This window comes from Adhaeribacter arboris, from assembly GCF_003023845.1.
Lineage (GTDB): Bacteria > Bacteroidota > Bacteroidia > Cytophagales > Hymenobacteraceae > Adhaeribacter > Adhaeribacter arboris.
On sequence record NZ_PYFT01000001.1, the window covers coordinates 649,118 to 670,516 of the forward strand.

A 21,399-nucleotide genomic window follows, 5' to 3' on the forward strand; every position below is an offset into this window, starting at 1 on the left:
TATTTGCTTATGCGTAAAATTTTTACTCTTAGTGTTATTTTCTGCTTGTTGATGGGAGCTGCCGAAGCCCAGCAAAAATTGCCACCCAACATGTTTTTTCAAAAGCTACCGAATGGCCTGGAAATTCTGGTTTTAGAAGACCATACGGTGCCGATGGTTACTATTGAAATTGCCTGCAAAAACGGCTCTTTTACCGAACCACCCGAGTTTAATGGCTTAAGCCACTTGTACGAACACTTATTTTTTAAAGCTAACAAACACTACCCCAATCAGGCGGCTTATCATAACCGGGTAAACGAACTGGATATTGATTATAACGGCACTACCCGCGAGGAACTGGTTAACTATTACTTTTCGCTCCCCAAAGAAAATTTAGTACAAGGCTTTAAGTTTATGAATTCGGCCATCCGCTATCCTAAATTTAAAAAGGAAGATATGCTGCAGGAAAATGAAATTGTAAATGCCGAATTCCAGCGGAAAGAATCCAACCCGTATTATGCTTTAAAAGATGCCGTGGATCATCATCTGTGGGGCGATTTATACTCCCGCAAGCACGTAATTGGTGATCATAATATTATTTTGTCGGCCACGCCCGATAAAATGGAAGCTATTAAAAGCAAATACTACTATCCCAACAATTCTATTTTAGTAGTAGCCGGTGATGTTAACCACGAAGAGGCCTTTACGGAAGCCGCCAAAGTTTTTGGCAGCTGGAATGCTTCTAAGTTTGACATTTTTCAGAAATGGCCGGTGCCGGAGTTTAGCCCATTAACCAAAACAGATTATTTTGTAATTGAATCAGACATTGCCCAGGTGCCCAGTATTATGTTTTCGTGGCAGGGACCTGATACGCGTAATGATGTAGCCGGTACTTTTGCCGCCGATGTTTTTTCTTTTATTGTAAATCAAAAAGCTTCGCGATTATTTGAAGCTCTCGAAGCCTCTGGTTTAGCCTTAAATACCGGAGTAAATTATTATACTCAGAAGTACGTGGGACCAATCAGTTTTTACGTAACGCCCAACCCCGATCGGATTCAGGAATGTTTGGCTGAAATGAAAAAGCAAATTGCCTTGTGGGATTCCGAAGATTACTTTACCGATAAGCAAATGGAACGGGCCAAACGTTTGCTAGCCATTGAGCAAGTTCAACGAAACGAAATTACGGAAGAATATGCGCATACCTTATCGTTCTGGTGGGCTTCGTCGTCGGTGGATTATTATACTACTTACCAGGAAAACCTGAACAAGGTAACCAAAGCCGATTTGCAGGCCTACGTGCGAAAATACATTAAAAATAAGCCTTATTGTGCCGGTTTGCTCATTAACAGCACGATGAACCGGGAGCTTAAATCAACCCAATTTTTTAAAGAAAATTAATACCCTAAAGGGCATGAAAAATATTTGTTTAATCCTTTTTATCAGCCTGCTTTCCTTTACCGCAGGCGCTCAATCGGCCACCACTACTTTCACCGTAAATGGCCTAAAAGTAATTTTTAAACCTACCCAGAAAGAAACCATTAGTGTAAGAATGTTTTACCGGGGTGGCGTTACCAACTTTTCTTTAGCGCAGGCCGGTTTAGAAAACTTAACCTTAGCTGCGGCTACTACTGGTGGCACGCAAAAATATAAGGAAGAAACTTTCCGGGATATGGCCGACGAATACGGCATTGACATATCGGGGTATTCGGAGTACGATTACGGCACGATTAACCTGGATTGCGTGGCTGATTATTTTAACGAAGGCTGGAATTTGTGGAGTCAGGCGATTTTAAAGCCCACTTTTGATTCAAAATGCTTTGCTATGCAACGGGATAAAATAATGGCCGCTATCCGGGAAAGAAGTGCCGATCCGGAAGATCGGCTGGAAGAATTAGCCATTGGTTTGAGTTTTGCCGGCACTCCTTACGCTAAAAGCCCGCTCGGCGAAGAAGAAACCCTCTCAAAATTTACCGCTGATAGTGTAAAAAATTATTATTACCACCACCTGTTAAATAAAAACCGCATGTTTCTGGTGGTAGCAGGTAAGATTTCGCGGGAAGATTTAGAGCGAAAAATCAAAGAATCATTTTCCGGGTTGCCAGATAAACCTTATACTCCTTTTGTTTATACCAACGCGTTATTCCAGGAGCAACGACTGGTTTGGGAACAACGCGAGCTAGCTACAAATTATATGTGCGGCTTAATTAATGCACCCGCCATGAACAGCCCGGATTTTCCGGCTTATTTGTTAACCATTAAAGCTTTGAGTGGCCGGATTTTTCAGGAAGTAAGAATGAAACAAAATCTTTCCTACGATCCGGGCGCAACGCTTACCATGCGCCAATTGCCTTATGCTACTCTTTACGCTAGTTCCACCAATCCTAAAGCTACCTTACTAACCATTGCCACCGAATACGTGCGCATGCGCCAGAACCAGGTATCAGCGGAGTTGCTAACTCTATTAAAGAAAAGTGTAAAACAAGGGTATTACCATACCCTGGAAAGCTCCCAGTCTTTAGTGGAAAGTTTAGGAGAAGCTGAAATTTTTGGCGATTGGAAACTGAGCGAAGACATGATTAACAAAATAAATAATGTTACTACCCAAGAAATGAACGCGGCTTTTCAAAAATACACCAAAGGTATCCGTTGGGCCTATTTAGGCGATAAACAACTAGCCCAAGAAGCTTTTAATCAAAAATAAAAATTTAAATTTAAATAGAAATGTAAAAGGCTGGCTTTAATCAAAAGTCAGCCTTTTTATTTAATTAAATGGTATAAAGCGTAAATTCAGTAGTTAATTTTTTATTCTCCCTCTTATGTTAATCTTCATAGTCTTTATAAAACTTAGATGCTTTATAATCTTTCCGGAAAATAATTCTGTCAAAGGTTATTAGGGGTAAATTGATTGAATTTAGTGTGGGAGAACAAAAGAAAAAGTAATTATATGGATACTGTGATTTTTTTGCTGAGTATTTTTTGGATTGCTGTTGGGTGGATAGCAATGGTAAAGCATAAATTTTGGAAGCTTGACACTAGCAATGCTTTTTTGGTCAGAGATAAATATCTTTGTGGGTGGTTTAATTTTTCTTCTCCTTGGCTGCTACTGTTTCGTTTCGGAAATACTAAAGCTTCTCAAATAGAATTTATCCGTATAAAATGAAGGTATTGCTCCGGCTCAATGTGAGTAATCTTAAAAAAAGGTATTCATTTATTAATGTTTAATTTTATTCTTCTCCAGATTTGGTAAAAAGAAGGTTAATAACCCGATTAACGGTAAGAAAGAGCAAATTTTAAAAACAAAATCAATACTGGTTTGGTCCGCCACTTTACCGAGTATGGCTGAACCAATACCGGCAATACCAAAGGCAAATCCGAAGAATAAGCCGGCAATTAGACCCACTTTACCTGGTACCAGTTCCTGGGCATATACTAAAATAGCCGAAAAAGCAGAAGAAAGAATAACGCCGATACACACAATTAAAACGGCGGTCCAGAATAAATTGGCGTAGGGCAGAAGCAAGGTAAACGGCGCTACTCCTAAAATAGAACCCCAAATAACGTATTTGCGCCCAAACCGGTCGCCAATTGGGCCACCAATAAAAGTACCCGCTGCCACCGAAAATAAAAACACAAACAGATACATCTGGGAGCTTTGTACCGACACGTGGAATTTATCGATCAGGTAAAAAGTAAAATAACTGGTCATGCTGGCTAGGTACACGTGTTTCGAAAATATTAATATAAGCAAAATTACCAGCGACATGATAACCTTGTTGCGCGATAAGGCTAGATGCGTTTCGGCGGGAACGGCTACTATTTTCTTTTTGATTAAAGCCGTATGATTTTTTTGCCAATTGCCCACCCAACCCAGTACCAACATAGCGAGTAAAGCAGCTAACGAAAACCATCCCAGATTCCCTTGACCGTAGGGTACAATAATTAAGGCCGCTAAAATAGGACCCAGTGAGCTGCCGGCGTTACCACCCAACTGAAACAAGGATTGCGCCATACCCCGCCGACCACCAGAAGCCAAATGGGCCATTCTGGAAGCTTCCGGATGAAAGATAGAAGAACCCACCCCCACTAAACCTACCGCCAGCAATATTAGCCCGAAGTTAGCCACCTGGGATAAAAGCAGCAAACCAATCAAAGTAAACCCCATACCAATTACCAAAGCGTATGGTTGTGGTTTTTTATCGGTATAAAGCCCCACAAAAGGTTGCAAAATAGAGGCCGTCAACTGGTTGGTGAGCGTTATTAAGCCAATCTGGGCAAAGTCTAAGCGAAAGGAAGATTTTAGGATCGGGTATATTGCCGGAATCAGCGATTGCATCGTATCGTTGAGCAAATGCGAGAAGCTAATGGCAAAAAGAATCGGGAAAACCGTTTGCTGCGCAATTTGTTTGGTCAAAGTGGTTTCTTCGGTAAGGGTATTCTTCATAGCAAAAAAATATTCTGGTTATACGGCAGGAAGAACCAATAGGGCAATTCATCCGGACTGGATATTAAATGTTTTCTTTAAGTTTAAGATGAATTTCTAACATCATGCATTAAAAAGAGCTGCAAAGTTATTATAAAAAAATACCCCAACTAAATTTTTCAGCCGGGGTAAGATAGGTAGTAAGTCAAAATCTAAATTAGGAAAAAACTTTGTCCGGGGTTATAGTAAAGGCCAGTAGAAAAGAAGCGTAACGCATGTTTTACTAATTTAAATTTTTCAATAGTTTAGGTCAGAACAAACAGGTAATTAAAAATTATCTATAACACCTTAAAAAATTATCTATAACACCTTAAACCGGCATACCAGACTTACCACTAAGTTGGACCTGCTTAAAACAAATAAAAGGGAGATTCAAAAGTTTTCGAGGAGTATAACTAAGCAGAGTAAAGAATAATATGTAAAGATTAAGAGCTTACTATTTTGATGTATTAGAATTAAAGACAGTGGTCTTTTCCCGTTATTAACTTCTAATAAGCCATGAAACTAAAGCCAGTTGATAAGCCTAAATCTATTTTGTTAAAGATTGCTTATTTCTTGAGTAAAAGAGAATTCGGGAAAGTAATTGCCCCTTTACGGTACATCTACGCCCGCAGCACGCCCATCATGATGGCTTCGTACAAAATTATTACCACCGAAAATAAGCTGCGCTTGCCCAAAGAAATCAAAATTTTAATCCGGTATTATACGGCGCACTTAAACGAATGTACGTTTTGCTCCAATGCGCAGGAATTCGGGGCCGCTAAGGAAAAACTGAAAATTCAGAAATTGAAAGAATTGTTCAACTTTCGGGAAAGCACAAATTTCACCCCTAAAGAAAAAAGCCTCTTACTGTACCTGGAAGAAGTGAATTTGACAAAAACCGCAAGTGAACAAACCTTCGAAAATCTAAGAAGCTATTTTAACGAAACCGAAATTGTAAAAATTACCTGGATAAATGCCACCGAGAATTATTTTAACTTAATGGCTAAACCGCTGAGGCTTACTTCCGACGAATTAAAATTCCCAAGTTCTAAAAAAATAAAAACCTAGAAAATATATTTGCTCCACGAAACAAAGCAAATTAAATGGATTTTAGTACGTTTTTTCCGCCTAATATTACCTTGGAAACGGACAAAGTAAAGCTCCGCATTCTGCAGCCAACGGATACTGTTAATTTTCATCCATTAACTCAGGACAAAGAACTTTGGCGTTATTTTACCAAAGAATTAAACGAACTACCCCAATTAAAAGCTTGGGTGGAAGAAGCCGAAACAGACTATGCCTCTGCCCGCCGCGTGCCTTTTACTATTATTCAGAAAGAAACGGGTTTGGTATGTGGCAGTACCAGCTATGGCAATATCTCTTTTTACGATAAACGCCTCGAAATAGGCTGGAGTTGGTTAGGTGCTACTTTTCGGGGTACTCAAATTAATCGGCATTGTAAATTTGCTTTGCTGCAATACGCTTTTGAAACCATGCAAATGGAACGGGTTGAAATTAAAACCGATAACTTAAACGAACGTGCCAAGGCCGCTCTGGTAAAAATTGGGGCTACCGCCGAAGGAGTGCTTCGTAGCCACATGCTGATGCCGGGTGGCCGGCGCCGCGATTCTATTTACTTCAGCATTATTAAAACCGAATGGCTGGCTATCCGGCAAACTATTTTTGCGGATGTTGCTCCGGTTAAGGTTTGTTTTGAAAGCTAACTATTTTTATCGAAAGTTAATGAAGTGTACTGGTTTTAGCCGGTTATAAGTAGAAATGGACTGATCAATTTGATTTAAGCGAACATTTACCACCGAGTTATTAGTAGAACCAAAGGTATAATTAATGCCTATTTGAGAATAATACGAAAACTTGGCGGGCAATTGGTGTTCGCCTAAAAAATGGCTTCTTCCAGAGCTCGTTTTTTAAATTTTAAGGTAATTTCATCGGCTAGTTCGATTCGGGCCAGATAGCAGATTAAACCTTGTTTGAGTTTTTGAATAAGTTGCTTTTGAATAATGGCTTAGGTGTCGGAAGCTTTGGTCGAAAACGTGAGCGTATCGTGAAGCTCCTGAAAATGATTCTGCCCAATAAAAGTTAAAGGATACAGCTTTCCGCCGCCAGCGTTATCGGCATCAATAATAAGTACTTGAATGTCGGCTTGGGCTTGGTCGCGCACCACATCAAACAGCGTAAGCTCGGTTTAACAAAATCCGGAAAGCAGTTGCCGGGGTAGTTGAGAAATAATTTAGGTGGATTCGTTTTAGAAGTATCGGCCGTTTGTGCCCACAAAGAATGTCCGTAAAATAAGGAAAGAAATACCAATAGTAATTTTTTGTTTCATACCCCCGTCTCCATCTGGCTCCAGCATGTAACGGTTTATCTTATAACTTGTTATAATAACTATCCTAACTTTTAAAAATGGTTTTAGGAAGCAAGATGAAAAAGATATTGGAAACAAACCGGTTAATTTTATTTCCTTTCGAACCGGAAGATGGAACAGTATTGCACCTTACTTTCACGAATCCGTTTGTCCGGGAATATTTGTGAGATAATCAGATTATTGCGCGGGAACAAACCGAAGCTATTTTATAAACCAACGAAGAATATTTTAAGCAAGACAATTGGGGGCTATGGAAAATAATTCGGAAGGAAGACCAAACTTACTTGGGTTTTGCGGGCTTGTGGTTCTTTTTTGAGGAAGACCAGCCGCATTTATTATATGGATTGTTACCGGAATACACTAAATCCGGTTTAGCTACGGAAGCGGCTCGGGCGGTTCGAGACCTTTACACAATTACATTTTAAGTACTTGGCTACTGCTTGCAATACCCCGCATCAGGCTTCTAAAAAGGTATGTGAGCGGTTGGATATGCAAATTGATGCTGAGAAAATTAGCAACGATCAGCCAACCATTTTTTACCGGATAGAAGCAAAAGGTAAGCGAAAGATCTTACCAGTTTAGATTTCAGATTTTCTTTTCTTATAATTTACCATTTTAAGTAGTCAAATTGTCTGGTTACCGTATACAAGCATCTGTAATCTTTATGAAACATGGCAACTAAAACATATACCGTTAATGGACAAGCTTTCGCTTGGGGAGTAATGGCGGGCATGCGTAGCTTATCGGCTCCTGCTTTTTCCAGTCATCTTTTTGCTCACATGCCGGATGCAGGTCTGTCAGGGTCCTTTTTAAGTTTTCTACAATCAAGTCGGGTGGCTACTACTTTAAAAATTTTGGCCGCTTCTGAAGTTGTTGGCGATAAATTACCGGGTGCCCCAAATAGAATTGCCGCGCCGGTATTAGTAGTAAGACTTTTATCGGGTGCTTTGGTAGGAACAGCCTGGAGTGAGCATAACGGCCAATCTAAAGAAGTGGGTGCTTTACTGGGCGGTGTGGGTGCATTGGCTGCCTCTTACGGTTTCTATTACCTTCGCACCAGATTAAGCCAGAAAACTCCCGTTCCCGATTTGGTTTGGGCTCTCCTGGAAGATGGACTTGTGGCAACTTTAGGCATAAGTCTGGCTAAAGCATCCTTAAATACTGAAGTTATGGCCAATGTAAAGAATTTAACTGCATCTTAATTATTAAAGTACTGAGATGCTACGTAATAGTATTATTTACATAAGAGCGATTTACTTTCGGTGAAGAAAGAAAAAATGAATTCTAAGATAGTTTGGTTATACTATTTAATTGCTTTCACTATTACATCAATTTTAGGTTTTAAATTAGGCTTTTCTCATAGTCATACACCGCCTGCTTCATTTATTTTAGGTTTTGTATTCACGCTTATTGGGGTTATTTGGTTATTAGTTGATTTAATAAAAGCGGCGATTAAGAAGACAAACTCCAAAGAAAGAATGGTTGCCCATGTCATAGGATTATTGGCAAATGGAGTTGTTATAATCTTCATATTAAACTTAGCTTTACATTTTTTATAATATAGAATAAAGAAATACAGTCTATAACAAAAGGTAAAAAATACTAGGGCGCTTTTTAGCAGCGGCCCGAAAAACAAGATTTGCTTTAAACGTATTACCCCTGTATATTCTAATCAGTTGGGAAAAGATTGTTGCTTTTTCAAATGATACGTTCAGGTAGAGATGTTGCAGGAGGCACCTCTACCTGAACGTATGTTTTTTTATTGGATAGCCTGAATTCCTGCTTCTGCCACCGTGTGGTCATTTTCTACGGTGTCGCCGGATACACCAATGGCGCCAATAATTTCATCGGACTTGTTGCGAATAGGAATGCCGCCCGGAAACGAAATTAAACCATTGTTAGAATGCTCGATGTTATAAAGCGGACCTCCAGGTTGGGAGAGTTTGCCAATTTCACCGGTATTCATATCGAAAAAGCGAGCCGTTTTGGCTTTTTTAATGGATATATCCAGGGAACCTAGCCAGGCCCCATCCATGCGGGCGAAAGCAGTTACATTTGCGCCGGCATCTACCACGGCAATATTCATTTTCACGCCCAGTTCTTGGGCTTTTTGTTGGGCAGCCTGAATAGCTGCTTCTGCTTGTTTTAAGGTTAGGCTCATCTTTTATTTTAGTAATAAGTTTAACAAGATAGTAGAGGCACTGTAAATTTTCATCAAAGGAACAAAAAATGCTTTAAAGAAAAGGCGGTTTGGTTTTAATAAGTAAATCAGCAATTTATTCGCTTAATTATCAAATATGTCAGGTTTCTTCTTGTTTATTTTTCTCCTATTCTATCTTGGTGAGCAAGCAGTTTACCTAAAATATGAAATTTGGGTTCTAACAGACAGAGTTGTAGCGTTGTCCGGAGGATTAATCGAGTGGGAAGAAATAAAATAGAGTACTACAACCAAGTAGCAGGCTATTAAATTTTGCTTAATCTAAAAATTTTGTAGTGATAATTTTTTTGAAATAATAGTGGCATTGAATGTAGTAAATAATTTTTGTCCGGTTACTTATGAAAATCAATATTGCTTTTAACGGATAATCCATTATATTTCCTGAGCTGAAAGGGACAATGAATCTTGAAAACTGCCTTTCAGAAAAGTTATTGCTGCTAATTTCTAATTTAACGCGGCGCAGGTGTATTTTATCTTTATCTGTAAACCTTAATGTTGAAGAGAGTCTTATGAATACTACCGATATCCTTTTAGCCCCCATGTCGGGTGCCGAACACCGCTTAGTAGGTGGTGTACAGCTAGATTTTATGCAAACCGGGGCAGCCCGGGTAAAACGGGTTATTTACCCGATTGGCTTCCGGTGGTCTACGGATATGAAACCCATAATTGGTACGGATTTGTGCATGCATGCCCATGCCGGTTTTCTGGCAAAAGGACATTTGCGGATTCAATACGAGGATGGTTTTACCGAAGATTTCATTGCTCCGCAGGTAGTAGCCATTGAGCCCGGACACGATGGCTGGGTAGTAGGCGAGGAGCCGGCTGTGCTGATTGAGTTTGATTTTCAGGGTGAAACTGTTCAGCAACTGCAAATTCCGGAAGTGCACTCGCAACGCGCAACTCCACCAGCCTCTTAGGTGGGCTATACAGTTACAAGTTGGAGCAGGAATATACCCCATTAACGGTATACGGCGACTGCTATTTCAATACCTTGGCAATTATTTTAGCCGTAGTGTTATGGGTTAAAATGGTTTCGTGGGTAGCTCCTTTTATTTGGAAGAAAGTACCCTTGTTTTGCCGGAGTGGTTTCAATTGATGCGAAAGGCTATTGGGATTTTCGGTGGCGATAATAACCACTGGCGATTTCGCTTTCCGGATATCCGTTTCCGTCTGAAACAAAAAATTATTAGTTAAGGGCAGGGGATAATACATGGCTTCGAAAAATCTTTCACTAAAATCTCCGGTAGTAGAGGCGGCATCAATTAATATAGTTAGCCGCGGTAAATTACTGGCTGCCAAATGAGCCGCAATCCGGCCACCCAAAGAATAGCCGGTAATTACAATTTTATTCTCGGGATATCTTTTCTTCAAAGCATCGTATACCGTTTGAGCGTCCGAATAAAAATTTTCTAAGGATATGCTTCCTTGGCTTTTGCCGTGTTGCCGGTAATCGGTAATAAAAATATCGTAATTTAATTTCAAAAAGTGCGGCGCAATTTCTCCCCAGTTCTTTAAAGTTCCTCCGTTGCCCTTCCAAAAGCAAATAACGCCTTTAGAATGATCCACTCTAAACAACAAAGAATTAAGTAGCCCGCCATTTTTTGAGGGAAAGTTTAACTCCTCAAAATTGGAATTGAGAGAATATTTAAAATCAGCGGGCAGTTTTTGACTCTTGAAAATATTTCCTTGTTCTTCTTTAATGGATTGCAAAAAGCCGTAAATACCAAAATAAACTAAAATTATCAGGGAAATTAAGATTAAAATAAGTTTACTATTATTCATCCTGGTGGCAAAGGATAAGTAAAGAATGAACTAACTATTGAGCGATAACTCCCAAAGCAGAACCGGAAAAAGTTACCCGGGCACTATCCGAAAATTGGTATTTAAGCTTAGGTATCTTTACATTCTCTATTATTAATTCGCTCTCATTCCGGATATCCAGGTCCGCTTCCTGAATAGAATTTGTTTTGTCTATTTGCAACCGGGAATTACTCAAGGTACTCCAACCTACAATGGCGTCTAACCGGTTAATTGAATTGCCCGATAAATTCACGGCACTGGCTTTATCTTGCTGCAAGTTTAGATTGGCTTGTTTAAATCCCTGCAGGGTTAACGAATAGTTGTGATTGGTTTCTGTGGAATTTACTTTTTTTCCTTTTAGGGTATAAAAAGCATTTGTTTTTAAATTTTTAATCTCCGGGCAGGTAATCACTACAATTTCCTGCCAGTGGAAGGCTTCCTTATCTTGCGGGTAAACCAAATCTACTTGCAGGCGTTGACCTATTTTTTAATTTTTACCAAATCAGTGGCGTGTGGGTGAACCTGTACACTAAAAGGACCCGCTTTAATTTTTACATTCATTTCGGTAGCCGGGTTAATTTCAACCTGGTCAAAATCGCGGTAGTTTAAGGTAATGTAATTATGGTAAGGATCTTTGTACGTGCCCTTGTTGTATTCATTTTTTAAGGCCATGTTGTAAGCCGCTAGTGAACCAAGCAGAATTAAAAAAGCCGTTAGAAGTAAAACAGTACTGGTCTTCATGGTTTTATAAAAAATAAAAGTTTACGTTTAAGATAAATCGGCTAAGTGTTTTTACTCGCAATAGTTTTTACCAAAGGTTCCCTCCTGTAAAGTTGGGTCTAGGTGGTTACTTACTTTTCCATAGGATTCTTTTTTGCAGAGGTAAGATAGGTAACGGAAGAATACAGATTATTTTAAGGCTAATATCCTGTACTCGCTTGTCTTGATTTACTTTGTAGCCTTCTAAGTTGCCGATCCGTTTTTACTTAATCCGTTGCCGTTGCTGGAATTAAAATTTTCTGCTTTAAAGCGTTCGTAGCGTTGCTGAATTTCTTCAAGGTTAATGTCCAGCAGAAAAATATTACGAAAAAACTCGGGCAAGTCTTGTTGTAAAAAGCGTTCTTTGCGGTAACTTTTAATTTTCTTATCTCCGGCGGGGGCCACAAAAAAACCAATTCCTCTTTTGTTATAAATTACTTCCTGGTTCTGCAGAAACTCATACGTGCGCATTACAGTATTGGGGTTTACTTGTAATTCTACGGCTAAATCCCGCACCGATGGTATTTTATCCTCTGTGAGCCATTTACCTAACAGAATATTTTCGCTCACGTAGGCCGCTATCTGCAGGTAAATTGCTTCGTTTTCTCTAAATTCCATAATCCATTCTCCTCCTCTAAACTTGCTTTTCTTTCAAACCAAAAAAAGCCGTAATCCATAAAATAATTGCTAATACTAAAGGCAATAAAAAAGTTAAACTATGCTGCGCCTCCGGCAACTCAACTAAATAATATTGTTTTTTATCATGAAAACCGATAGACCCAAAAGGTACGGCTACGGCTAAATCTTTATTAAATAGTACTTCCAGCCATTGCAGATTGAAAAAAATAACCAGCAGAAAAACGATAAAAAAGGCAAAAGCAGTTTTAATAAGGTGTAGCCGTTGGAAGTAGATAGATCCCCAGATAGCAATGGCGTGGACCATCGCATAAAGCAGAAATACCAGATAAATTCTATTGGTCGGGGAAAAAATATTGAGCAATTTTGTCGGCTCAGGTCCTTGGTTATCCAAACTAATAATGGTTATCACTACCAGGTAAAAGCTGGCGGTAAATACCAGTATAAAAATCAGGAAAGAATAAATCCAGCCTACCAGGTATTTTTCAAAATGGGAGGCGGGTAAGGTTAGGGCGGCAATAGCTTGTTTTTTATCGCCTAAGTGGGCAAATACAATACTGGTAAAAATAGAGCCAGCCCCTAGTATACCAAAAATAAAAATTAAAGACTGTTCCTCTAAGTCAATGGGGTAGCTTTGCATGTAGGCCACAAAACCCAGCATCAAACTCATGGCGCCAATAAGTACGGCGGTAGCCATCAGGTACCATTTTATATGTTCGGCGGTGTGCTTGCCAAATAGTCGCGCGAAACGGCTGAAATTAAAATGATTTTTCATATACCGGCTGGTTTAAAAGCTTAATAATTTGTTGATTACCGCTGATGATGGCGTTAAAAAGTAATTCCATGTCTACTTTACTGTAATGGGTGCCTGTATTAGGTAAAATAACCTGCTTGCCCCGTACGGAGTCTTCGGCGTATAGTACTTCTGAACCTGACGAATTGGCCGCATGAGTAAACAGCAGTTGTTCCGAAATTTTATCTAGTTCCTGATTTACTACGATCTCCCGGTTATGTAAAATTACCACCGTATCAATCAGGCTATCTAAATCACGAACCTGGTGCGTGGAGATAATCATGCAGCGGTCCTCGGTTAAAGCCGAAGCCATTATTTTCCGGAACTGTACTTTTGAGGGAATATCCAGACCGTTGGTAGGTTCGTCCATAATCAGGTAGCGAGTGTTTGAGGCCAAACCAAATGCTACCATAAATTTTTTCTGTTGCCCAAAAGAAAGCTTATCTAAAATAGCTTCCCGGGGTACATCCAATTCTTGCAGATAATGGTAAAACTGCGTTTGATTAAACTTGGGATAAAAGCCGGCCGTGTACCTTAAAAATTGGTCGGCTGTTAAGGTGGGTACATAAATCTCTTCCGGAATAAAATATAATTCTTCTAGAACCGAAGGCAAACGATCCACCGCGGAATGGCTATCTACCTGGCAAGTGCCCGAGTGAGGAAAAGCTAGTCCGACCATGTTTTTGAGCAAGGTAGATTTGCCCGCTCCGTTTTTCCCGAGCAACCCATAAATATGCCCTTCGGCTAAGGTTAAATTTAAATTCTCGAAGAGCAACGACTTGCGGGAGTAGCCAAAACTTAAACTGTTGATGCGGATCATAGTCCTGTTGTTATAGTGTATTAGTGACATAGTACACTACAAATGTAGAATTTAAATTAGCAATACAAAATTTTATTAAATATTTTTTATAATTGGTCATTCGCTTCTGATTCGCCGCTAGCTTTAGCAAGAGGAAACTTTTGTATTTTTGTTAAGAAATTAGTTTATTTTAACCCCATGACAAACAGCCTTTCGGAATTAAAAGCAGCTTTACAAGGTGAATTTTATTATCAGAATACGGGATTAGATAATGCCATGCGCCTGGTTTATGCCTCGGATGCTTCTATTTACCAGGAAAAACCCTTGGCGGTAGCTTTGCCCAAAAACGAGGCTGATTTAAAAACGCTTATCCAGTTTGCCGCTGCGGCCCGTGTAACGCTTATTCCGCGGGCGGCCGGTACTTCCTTGGCCGGGCAAGTAGTGGGTAACGGTATCGTAGTAGATATTTCAAAGTACTTCGATCAGATTCTGGAAATTAACCCTACCGAAAAATGGGTGCGGGTGCAACCCGGCGTAATTCGCGACGACCTGAATAAAAAATTAAAACCGTTTGGCCTGATGTTCGGCCCCGAAACTTCTACGGCTAGTAGGGCTATGATTGGGGGAATGGTTGGCAATAATTCCTGCGGTTTGCACAGTATTCGTTGGGGCTCTACCCGCGACCATTTACTGGCAGCGAAAGTTCTATTAAGCAACGGCGAAGAAGCTACAATTGGCGCCCTTACCGAACCTGAACTAAGCCAAGTACTGGCTGACAACAGCTATTTAGGTACTATTTATAAAAACTTGTTTCAGCTGCTGCACAAACCGGAAAACCAATCTTTTATTCAGGAAAAATTTCCGCATAAAAATATTACCCGCCGCAATTCCGGTTATGCCTTAGATGCCTTATTGGACACAGTGCCTTTCTCACCGAACCATACGCCTTTTAATTTGTGTAAATTAATTGCCGGTTCCGAAGGTACGCTTTGCTTTTTAACGGAACTGAAGCTGCAATTAATGGAGCTGCCTCCCTCGGAAAACGCCTTGTTGTGCATTCATTGCACAAGTATAGGCGAGGCGCTGCAAGCCAACCTGGTGGCAATGCGCCACGATGTGTATGCTTCGGAATTGGTAGACAAGCGCATCCTGGATTTTACCAAAGATAACCTGAGTCAATTGCCGAATCGGTTTTTTATTCAGAGCGATCCGGAAGCTATTTTAATGGTTGAGTTTTTTGCTGATGACCGCGATCAATGCCAAGTTATGGCCGAAGCCTTGATTCAAGAGTTGAAACAAAAGGGTCTGGGTTATGCTTTTCCGGTGTTATTTGGCAGTGATGCGGTAAAAGCCTGGGACGTGCGCAAGGGGGGATTGGGTTTGCTGCGTAATATGCCCGGCGACGAACAACCGGTTAACCTCATCGAAGATTGCGCGGTAGCCATTGAAGATTTACCCCAGTACGTGATGGATCTCGACCAATTATTGTACCGGCACGGATTAGTCGCCTCGTATTACGCCCACGCGGGAGCCGGCGAATTGCACGTAGAACCCATGCTTAACTTAAAAACAGCGGCTGGTAAAACTCTTTTCCGGACGGTACTGGCCGAAACCGTAGACTTGGTAAAAAAATACAATGGCTCGTTAAGCGGCGAACACGGCGATGGTCGTCTGCGGGGCGAGTTTATTCCCGAAATTATGGGTCCGGAGGTTTACGAATTATTCCGGGAGGTAAAACGCATCTTCGACCCGAATTTTATATTTAACGCCGGTAAAATCGTGGATACTCCGCCCATGGACGAATACCTGCGCTACGTGCCCGATCAACCTAATCCAAAAATTAATACAGTTTTCAGTTTTGCGGGCCAGGGAAGTATTTTGCGGTTAGCCGAGAAATGTTCGGGTTCCGGCGATTGCCGTAAAACGCACCTTACCGGCGGCGTGATGTGCCCCAGTTACATGGCTACCCGCCAGGAAAAAGATACTACCCGGGCTCGGGCCAATATTCTGCGCCAGTTTCTCACCCAGGAAGGCAATGTAAACGGCTTTAATCACGAGGAAATAAAAGACGTGATGGATTTATGCATTAGCTGCAAAGGTTGTAAATCGGAGTGTCCGTCGGGGGTGGATATTGCTAAAATGAAAGCTGAGTTTTTACAACATTACTACGATGCCAACGGCACTCCTTTACGCACCCGCCTGATTGGGAATTTTACCCGACTGAATGCTTTAGCTTCTACCATGCCTTGGGCGTATAATTTTGTAATGGGGAAAGGCGTAACCGGGAAATTAGCCAAACAAATAGTGGGCTTTGCCCCGCAGCGTTCGCTTCCGGTTCTGGCTAAAACTACCCTGCATAGCTGGTATAAAAAATGGAAAAAAAATAATCCTGATTTAAATTCAGGGCGAAAAATATTCTTTTTTAACGATGAGTTTACCAATTACAACGATGTTGAGATTGGCATAAAAGGTATTCAACTACTGACAGCTTTAGGCTACAATGTTATAATTCCCGAACACGTAGAAAGCGGCCGTACTTACTTATCGAAAGGTTTGGTGCGCAACGCCCAGAAAATTGCTGTTCGCAATGTGGAGTTATTAAGTAAAGTGGTTACGAAAGAAGCCCCCATTGTAGGACTGGAACCATCGGCTATTTTAACCTTACGCGATGAATACCTGGATTTAGTACCGGATTCTTTATTATCCCAGGCAACCGCTTTGGCCCGCCATAGCTTTTACCTCGATGATTTTCTGGCGGCGGAAGTAGCCCTTGGTTTTATTCGTCCGGAGCAATTTACATTAACTGCCCGGCACATTAAACTACACGGGCATTGTCATCAGAAAGCTTTAACTTCGCAAACTACTACGGTTACATTGCTGGCCTTGCCCGCTAATTACCAGGTAAGCATTATTCCGTCGGGTTGCTGCGGCATGGCGGGTTCGTTTGGGTACGAAGCCGAGCATTACGAGGTTTCCATGCAAATTGGGGAACTAGTTTTGTTTCCGGCCGTGCGTGAAGCAGGACCCGACGTGTTAATTGCCGCTCCCGGAACTTCTTGCCGGCACCAAATTAAAGATGGTACTTCGCGGCAAGCCTTGCATCCGGTAGAAATTTTGTGGGAAGCTCTGCTTAAATAAGTTTTTTTAACTGGGTAGATTTTGAGAAATGCCAAGTTTTGCGCTTTGAAATTTTATCAGGCAATAGCGGCTTCTTTCTCGATCTCGATCCAGATTTTTTCTTTTTTCTCGACCGATTTTAATAAAGCTACTAAACTACTTACTTTGCTGGCGCAGTTCCAGATTTTATCTTGCATGTTGCTATGTTCTCCAATTAAAATACAACCCAGGGAATCTTGGCAAGTATTTCCCCCGTGAATCCGGATGCCTTCAAAGCAAGGAACGTTGAGTAACAGCGGTAAATACTTCTGAAAATTATTACTAAAACTAAGTACTACCGGGTAAGTGCCACTATCAATGGCCGTTTGACTTTTTTGCTTTTTCCGGCACTCGCCTTTTAGGTTTCTATCCGTGTCTTCTAAGGTAAAAGCGAAGAACTCGTTATTGATAAACATTTTGCCTAAGGTAGAGGTAGGCGTGTACACCGAGCGAACAACTTTTATTTGCATACATAATTAGATTTAAAGGGTAGATTTCTGTCTTTTTAGCTATTTAAAGCTATTGAGTACCGCCGGTAAATATCTAATCAATGATAAGTTTTCGCAATACTGATTTTTCAGTATTTTTTCATTATTTGATTGATGATGAATAGTTTATATTTAGAAATGCTGCAAATTAGTTGTAATTGCACCATCGCAAAATTAATAAATGTTCCCTTTGGAAGCTAGGGCCGTTAAGTTCTATAAAAAACTACTTTCGCGAGTGTCCTCGCTCGTGTTGCGCATCGTCCGGACTCTGGACGGTAAACATTTAACTATCTTATTTTACATTTTCACAAAGTCTTATGGGTTCGCCCGGCCAGAGGCCTGCCAGATAGTCTTCACGAGCATAGACGCTCGCGAAAGTAGTTTTTTATAGAACTTAGTAAAAATTTGTTTTCCGGAAAATAAGCGTTAAGCCAATCCTTCCTTTCTGAAGCAAACTAAAATCTTACAGACAATTCGTTAGAGAAAACTTAATTGCTTAACCGCCGGGATTGATCGGGCACGCTAAATAGCTTATTATCCAGGCTGATTTTTCCCGGACCAATAAAGTATAGGCTAAGGAACAAAATAGCAGATTCCAAAGCGTGCGAATAGGTATTAAAATCATCACCCTTACTTATATGCATGGTAGTTGCTACGCACATGGTAAAAAATAATAAAAGCGTAGCCGGCCGGAAGAACAAACCTAATAACAACAAAAAGCCACCCCCAAACTCCGCAAAAGCTCCCATAAATCCCCAAAAAACAGGAGCAAAGGTTATCCCTAAATTACCCATCGCGCCACCAATTTGCTCCCAGAATTCAGGACCACCTTTAATTTTCGGAAACCCGTGCATCATAAAAGCCCAACCAATCCCTACGCGTAACAGAAGTAAACCAAAATTTCGGGTGGGATAAAAGTTGCGGAAAAAATTCATCTTAATCGGTACGTTTAGGGTTTAGAAGTTAAAACAAATATAAGATAACTGCTGATAGTAGCGATAGCCTAAGAGGAGTCTGTCTGGTCGAGCCCCAGGTAAAAAATTGATTATAAAAGTTTTGCGCGAAGAAATTTTTTTAAAAAGCTAACTCAGGAACGAATGAATTTATAATAGCAGCATCCCGATTATGGGGGTATTATCGGGCGTATTTTTTAGATTCAAGTGCGGCACTTGTTTAGGGGGAACCTTGCTCACGTTGAGCATAAAAGTAAGCTTAGCTTCGTCGGATACAGCGACAATTTCGGTTTCGCCGGCGCCCAGGTAAGTAATTTTATAATGTTTTTTCACTTCGCCCAGAGTAGACCCAATCCCCAAACCTTCTTTGGTTTTATAAGCCGGGTCTTGCACCAGAACCCGCCATACTTTACAGGTTGGTTCACAAGTTTCTTCTACGCGTAAGCCGGCTTGGGTATTTTTTTCGGAATGTCGGATTTCGTAAGCGTGGTAACCTCTTCCTTCTCTCGTAATAGCTACTTCTTTTACTAACTGAGTCGGTATTGTTTTTCGCATCTCGTTCACCGGCATACCTATCCGGATAGGACCAATCTGACGGCGGGTAATTTGCCAATTATTCGCGGAACCTGCATTTTCGGAAACCAAGTTAGGTGCCGGAGAAGAAGCGGCTTCGCCAACAGAATCAAGACGAGTTACCGTCCGGTCCGGCGGTACTACTTCGGAGTTCGCAGAATCCGCCGCTATTGCCGCAGTACTAGTAGTTTGTTCTTCGGATTTTTTAGGTTGACAATTTAGTAAAGTGAGGCTCAGTACTAGTAGAAACAAATTTATTTTCATGAACAGATCCTTGTTAAAGCGAGTTATTCTGCCTTCTTTAACTAATTTGCATCCCGTAAGGTTATAAAAATACTGTATGGGAAAGGAAAATGGCAGTTTGGTTAACCCTTGGATTATTTACTAGTATGGATAATGAAAGGATTGTTAATACAACGCTGATGTATTTCTCTTAATTTGCCGCCTTATTTATTTGATCTCTTATGACTCCGAAAAAACCTTTAATATTAATATCTAACGACGACGGCATTACCGCCCCGGGTATTCGCACCTTAGTAAAAGTAATGAAACGAATTGGTGAAGTGGTAGTAGTTGCGCCGGATAGTCCTCAATCGGGCATGGGACACGCCATTACCGTAGCCAATACTTTGCGGTTAGATAAATCAACTGCTTTTGCCGATGTAGAAGCGTATGAATGTTCCGGCACTCCCGCGGATTGCGTAAAGCTGGCGAAGCACCACGTCCTTAAAAATCGGCAGCCCGATTTAGTAGTGAGCGGCATTAATCATGGTTCTAACTCCAGCATTAGTGTTTTGTATTCGGGTACCATGTCGGCCGCAATTGAAGCCGCGATTGAGGGTTTGCCAGCTATTGGTTTCTCGCTGTGCGACTACGGCCACGAAGCCGATTTTTCGCATACCGAACCGTACGTAGAACAAATTGTGCGGCAAGCTTTAAAACACGGCATACCGGTAAATACCGCTTTAAACGTAAATATTCCCAAAAAATCGGAAAAAGGAATTGCGGGAATCAAAGTTTGCCGCCAGGCGCATGCCCGCTGGCAGGAAGAATTCGACGAACGTTTAGACCCCAATAAGCGGCGCTACTTCTGGATGACCGGGAGCTTCGTAAACCCCGACAAAGGCGAAGATACCGATGAGTGGGCACTGGCGCATAACTACGTTTCCGTGGTGCCGTGTCAGTACGATATGACCGCTTATCACGCCATTGCTCAAATCAATAATGAGTGGCAGTTAGAAAAGGAAAACAAACCGGAAATACTTAAAAAGGCTCTTGAATAAAGAGCCTTTTTAAGTATTACGGCCTAGCAAGATTAAATTCATCATCTAGCTACTGCTCCAAATATTAGAAGCAGATTAGCTTAATTTTACTTTTTATTTGGTGTCTGATATAAATTGAAATCTCAAGGGCAAGGTGTATTTTACATTTACCGGTTTACCATTTTGTTTACCCGGAATCCAATCGGGCATACGGGAAATTAAATTTTTGGCCTCTTGGTCAGCGTCCTTATTTAAGCCTTTTACAATTTTTATATCCGAAATTTTGCCTACTTTATTTACTATAAACTGGGCATAAACCGTTCCCCGGGCGTTAGAAAATCGGTGGTCAAATCTTAAATTTCTTACTGTAAAATTGGTCAATTCTTCCATGCCGCCCGGGAAACTAGGTGGTTGTTCCACAATGGTAAATACTGCATCGTCTTGATTATTGGCAGGTATAGTATCCTTTGCACTTATAGTAGGATTAATTAATCTTGTAATAGGGCTTCCTGCCCCGATGAAAGGATTTAATTTATTTACCTTCTCTGCTTTTAAGTTCGAAGAAGTAGGAGCCGGTTTTATTACACTAGTACTAAAAGCAACAGTATTCATGGAGAGCAGAAATACTAAGGTTGTAAAAACCAGTAAGGCGGAAAAGTGATCTGATATATGAAAGTTGTTAAAGTTTTTCGGTGTTCTCATATTTTATTTGAATAAGGGATAGAATGAAGTAGGTATCAATTAAAAATTCCAGGCCAAGGGAAAACTGTTTTACCAGTAAGGAAGAGTGTAGGATTAGGTCGCAGCTTCGCTGTTGTATGACAGCGCCTAACCGTTCATAAAGGAGATGTAAAATACTGATTCTTAACCAGAAATCAGTGCTAATTTTAAAAGGAGTAGCTAAGATCATTTTCGTTGTTATTGAATTACAATGGAGTATAGAATTTATCATACTTCAAAAGTTGATTGCAACTGAAGGAAAAGGTTAACCAGAAGTATTGTCTTTTATTTTTAACCATTTACCAGTAAGCCGCACTGCTGAGCTTACCTCTTCACAAACCCGAATAGATTGGCTAAAAATTAAAAAGCACAAACCCGGTAGTTCGGCCGAACTACCGGGTTTGTGCTTTTTATA

Annotated in this window: 23 protein-coding genes; 10 read left to right on the forward strand and 13 right to left on the reverse strand. The window is 40.7% G+C overall.

Going from position 1 to position 21,399, the window contains the following annotated elements; all coding sequences use genetic code 11:
* Positions 1 to 9 precede the first annotated feature (9 nt).
* Positions 10 to 1,377, forward strand: a complete 1,368-nt coding sequence (locus AHMF7605_RS02725) for a M16 family metallopeptidase (protein ID WP_106926207.1) — start codon at positions 10 to 12, stop codon at positions 1,375 to 1,377.
* A 13-nt stretch (positions 1,378 to 1,390) separates the two neighbouring features.
* Entirely contained in the window at positions 1,391 to 2,680 is a 1,290-nt protein-coding gene (locus AHMF7605_RS02730) for a M16 family metallopeptidase (protein WP_106926209.1), read from the forward strand.
* A 510-nt stretch (positions 2,681 to 3,190) separates the two neighbouring features.
* Here the strand turns inward: AHMF7605_RS02730 and AHMF7605_RS02740 are convergent.
* Positions 3,191 to 4,420 (reverse strand): MFS transporter, encoded by a 1,230-nt coding sequence (locus AHMF7605_RS02740; RefSeq protein ID WP_106926213.1) that lies wholly within the window; start codon positions 4,418 to 4,420, stop codon positions 3,191 to 3,193.
* Positions 4,421 to 4,957: 537 nt separating this feature from the next.
* Here AHMF7605_RS02740 and AHMF7605_RS02745 point away from each other — a divergent pair.
* Complete coding sequence (locus AHMF7605_RS02745) at positions 4,958 to 5,509, forward strand: carboxymuconolactone decarboxylase family protein (protein WP_106926215.1); 552 nt, start codon at positions 4,958 to 4,960, stop codon at positions 5,507 to 5,509.
* A gap of 35 nt (positions 5,510 to 5,544) precedes the next feature.
* A complete protein-coding gene (locus tag AHMF7605_RS02750) occupies positions 5,545 to 6,165 on the forward strand; it encodes a GNAT family N-acetyltransferase (RefSeq protein ID WP_106926217.1) in 621 nt (206 codons plus the stop codon).
* A 302-nt stretch (positions 6,166 to 6,467) separates the two neighbouring features.
* Here the strand turns inward: AHMF7605_RS02750 and AHMF7605_RS29605 are convergent, their stop codons facing one another.
* A complete protein-coding gene (locus AHMF7605_RS29605) occupies positions 6,468 to 6,623 on the reverse strand; it encodes a hypothetical protein (protein ID WP_158267440.1) in 156 nt (51 codons plus the stop codon).
* A 488-nt stretch (positions 6,624 to 7,111) separates the two neighbouring features.
* On the opposite strand from AHMF7605_RS29605, the gene AHMF7605_RS31070 reads away from it, so the two are divergent.
* The 3 genes from AHMF7605_RS31070 (at position 7,112) to AHMF7605_RS29425 (ending at position 8,386) form a co-directional block, all read left to right on the forward strand.
* Positions 7,112 to 7,252, forward strand: a complete 141-nt coding sequence (locus tag AHMF7605_RS31070; protein ID WP_394336181.1) for a hypothetical protein — start codon at positions 7,112 to 7,114, stop codon at positions 7,250 to 7,252.
* Positions 7,253 to 7,498: 246 nt separating this feature from the next.
* Positions 7,499 to 8,029 (forward strand): DUF4126 family protein, encoded by a 531-nt coding sequence (locus AHMF7605_RS02760; protein WP_106926221.1) that lies wholly within the window; start codon positions 7,499 to 7,501, stop codon positions 8,027 to 8,029.
* A gap of 60 nt (positions 8,030 to 8,089) precedes the next feature.
* Entirely contained in the window at positions 8,090 to 8,386 is a 297-nt protein-coding gene (locus AHMF7605_RS29425) for a hypothetical protein (protein ID WP_146153498.1), read from the forward strand.
* 200 nt (positions 8,387 to 8,586) lie between these two features.
* Here the strand turns inward: AHMF7605_RS29425 and AHMF7605_RS02770 are convergent, their stop codons facing one another.
* Positions 8,587 to 8,988 carry a GlcG/HbpS family heme-binding protein gene (locus tag AHMF7605_RS02770; RefSeq protein WP_106926225.1) on the reverse strand — a complete coding sequence of 134 codons (402 nt, stop codon included), beginning with the start codon at positions 8,986 to 8,988 and terminating at the stop codon, positions 8,587 to 8,589.
* A 566-nt stretch (positions 8,989 to 9,554) separates the two neighbouring features.
* Here AHMF7605_RS02770 and AHMF7605_RS02775 point away from each other — a divergent pair.
* Positions 9,555 to 9,962: a cupin domain-containing protein gene (locus AHMF7605_RS02775; RefSeq protein ID WP_106926227.1), complete on the forward strand. Its 408-nt coding sequence runs from the start codon at positions 9,555 to 9,557 to the stop codon at positions 9,960 to 9,962.
* A 61-nt stretch (positions 9,963 to 10,023) separates the two neighbouring features.
* On the opposite strand, the gene AHMF7605_RS02780 is transcribed toward AHMF7605_RS02775, so the two are convergent.
* The 6 genes from AHMF7605_RS02780 to AHMF7605_RS02805 form a co-directional block, all read right to left on the reverse strand.
* A complete protein-coding gene (locus AHMF7605_RS02780; protein ID WP_106926229.1) occupies positions 10,024 to 10,827 on the reverse strand; it encodes an alpha/beta hydrolase in 804 nt (267 codons plus the stop codon).
* Between the two features lie 34 nt (positions 10,828 to 10,861).
* The gene (locus tag AHMF7605_RS02785) at positions 10,862 to 11,305 is read right to left on the reverse strand and encodes a hypothetical protein (protein ID WP_106926231.1); all 444 of its coding nucleotides are present in this window, start codon (positions 11,303 to 11,305) and stop codon (positions 10,862 to 10,864) included.
* Between the two features lie 20 nt (positions 11,306 to 11,325).
* Complete coding sequence (locus AHMF7605_RS02790) at positions 11,326 to 11,586, reverse strand: hypothetical protein (RefSeq protein WP_106926233.1); 261 nt, start codon at positions 11,584 to 11,586, stop codon at positions 11,326 to 11,328.
* A gap of 222 nt (positions 11,587 to 11,808) precedes the next feature.
* The gene (locus AHMF7605_RS02795; protein ID WP_106926235.1) at positions 11,809 to 12,222 is read right to left on the reverse strand and encodes a GntR family transcriptional regulator; all 414 of its coding nucleotides are present in this window, start codon (positions 12,220 to 12,222) and stop codon (positions 11,809 to 11,811) included.
* A 16-nt stretch (positions 12,223 to 12,238) separates the two neighbouring features.
* Positions 12,239 to 13,015, reverse strand: a complete 777-nt coding sequence (locus AHMF7605_RS02800; RefSeq protein WP_106926237.1) for a hypothetical protein — start codon at positions 13,013 to 13,015, stop codon at positions 12,239 to 12,241.
* Positions 12,999 to 13,853, reverse strand: coding sequence for an ABC transporter ATP-binding protein (locus AHMF7605_RS02805; protein WP_106926239.1), 855 nt, complete (start codon positions 13,851 to 13,853; stop codon positions 12,999 to 13,001). Before AHMF7605_RS02805 ends, AHMF7605_RS02800 begins: the two co-directional genes overlap by 17 nt.
* Positions 13,854 to 14,030: 177 nt before the next feature.
* Here AHMF7605_RS02805 and AHMF7605_RS02810 point away from each other — a divergent pair, with 177 nt between their 5' ends.
* Positions 14,031 to 16,970, forward strand: coding sequence for an FAD-binding and (Fe-S)-binding domain-containing protein (locus AHMF7605_RS02810; RefSeq protein WP_106926241.1), 2,940 nt, complete (start codon positions 14,031 to 14,033; stop codon positions 16,968 to 16,970).
* Between the two features lie 56 nt (positions 16,971 to 17,026).
* On the opposite strand, the gene AHMF7605_RS02815 is transcribed toward AHMF7605_RS02810, so the two are convergent.
* From AHMF7605_RS02815 to AHMF7605_RS02825, 3 genes are all read right to left on the reverse strand, one after another.
* Positions 17,027 to 17,458, reverse strand: a complete 432-nt coding sequence (locus tag AHMF7605_RS02815; protein ID WP_106926243.1) for a DUF5675 family protein — start codon at positions 17,456 to 17,458, stop codon at positions 17,027 to 17,029.
* 506 nt (positions 17,459 to 17,964) lie between these two features.
* Positions 17,965 to 18,411 (reverse strand): DoxX family protein, encoded by a 447-nt coding sequence (locus AHMF7605_RS02820; RefSeq protein WP_106926245.1) that lies wholly within the window; start codon positions 18,409 to 18,411, stop codon positions 17,965 to 17,967.
* A gap of 168 nt (positions 18,412 to 18,579) precedes the next feature.
* Entirely contained in the window at positions 18,580 to 19,266 is a 687-nt protein-coding gene (locus AHMF7605_RS02825) for a hypothetical protein (RefSeq protein ID WP_106926247.1), read from the reverse strand.
* A 200-nt stretch (positions 19,267 to 19,466) separates the two neighbouring features.
* Here AHMF7605_RS02825 and surE point away from each other — a divergent pair, with 200 nt between their 5' ends.
* On the forward strand, positions 19,467 to 20,285 hold the full coding sequence (gene surE, locus AHMF7605_RS02830) for a 5'/3'-nucleotidase SurE (RefSeq protein WP_106926249.1): 819 nt from the start codon (positions 19,467 to 19,469) through the stop codon (positions 20,283 to 20,285).
* A 93-nt stretch (positions 20,286 to 20,378) separates the two neighbouring features.
* Here surE and AHMF7605_RS02835 read toward each other — a convergent pair whose 3' ends face one another.
* Positions 20,379 to 20,966 carry an energy transducer TonB gene (locus AHMF7605_RS02835; RefSeq protein ID WP_106926251.1) on the reverse strand — a complete coding sequence of 196 codons (588 nt, stop codon included), beginning with the start codon at positions 20,964 to 20,966 and terminating at the stop codon, positions 20,379 to 20,381.
* Between the last annotated feature and the right edge of the window lie 433 nt (positions 20,967 to 21,399).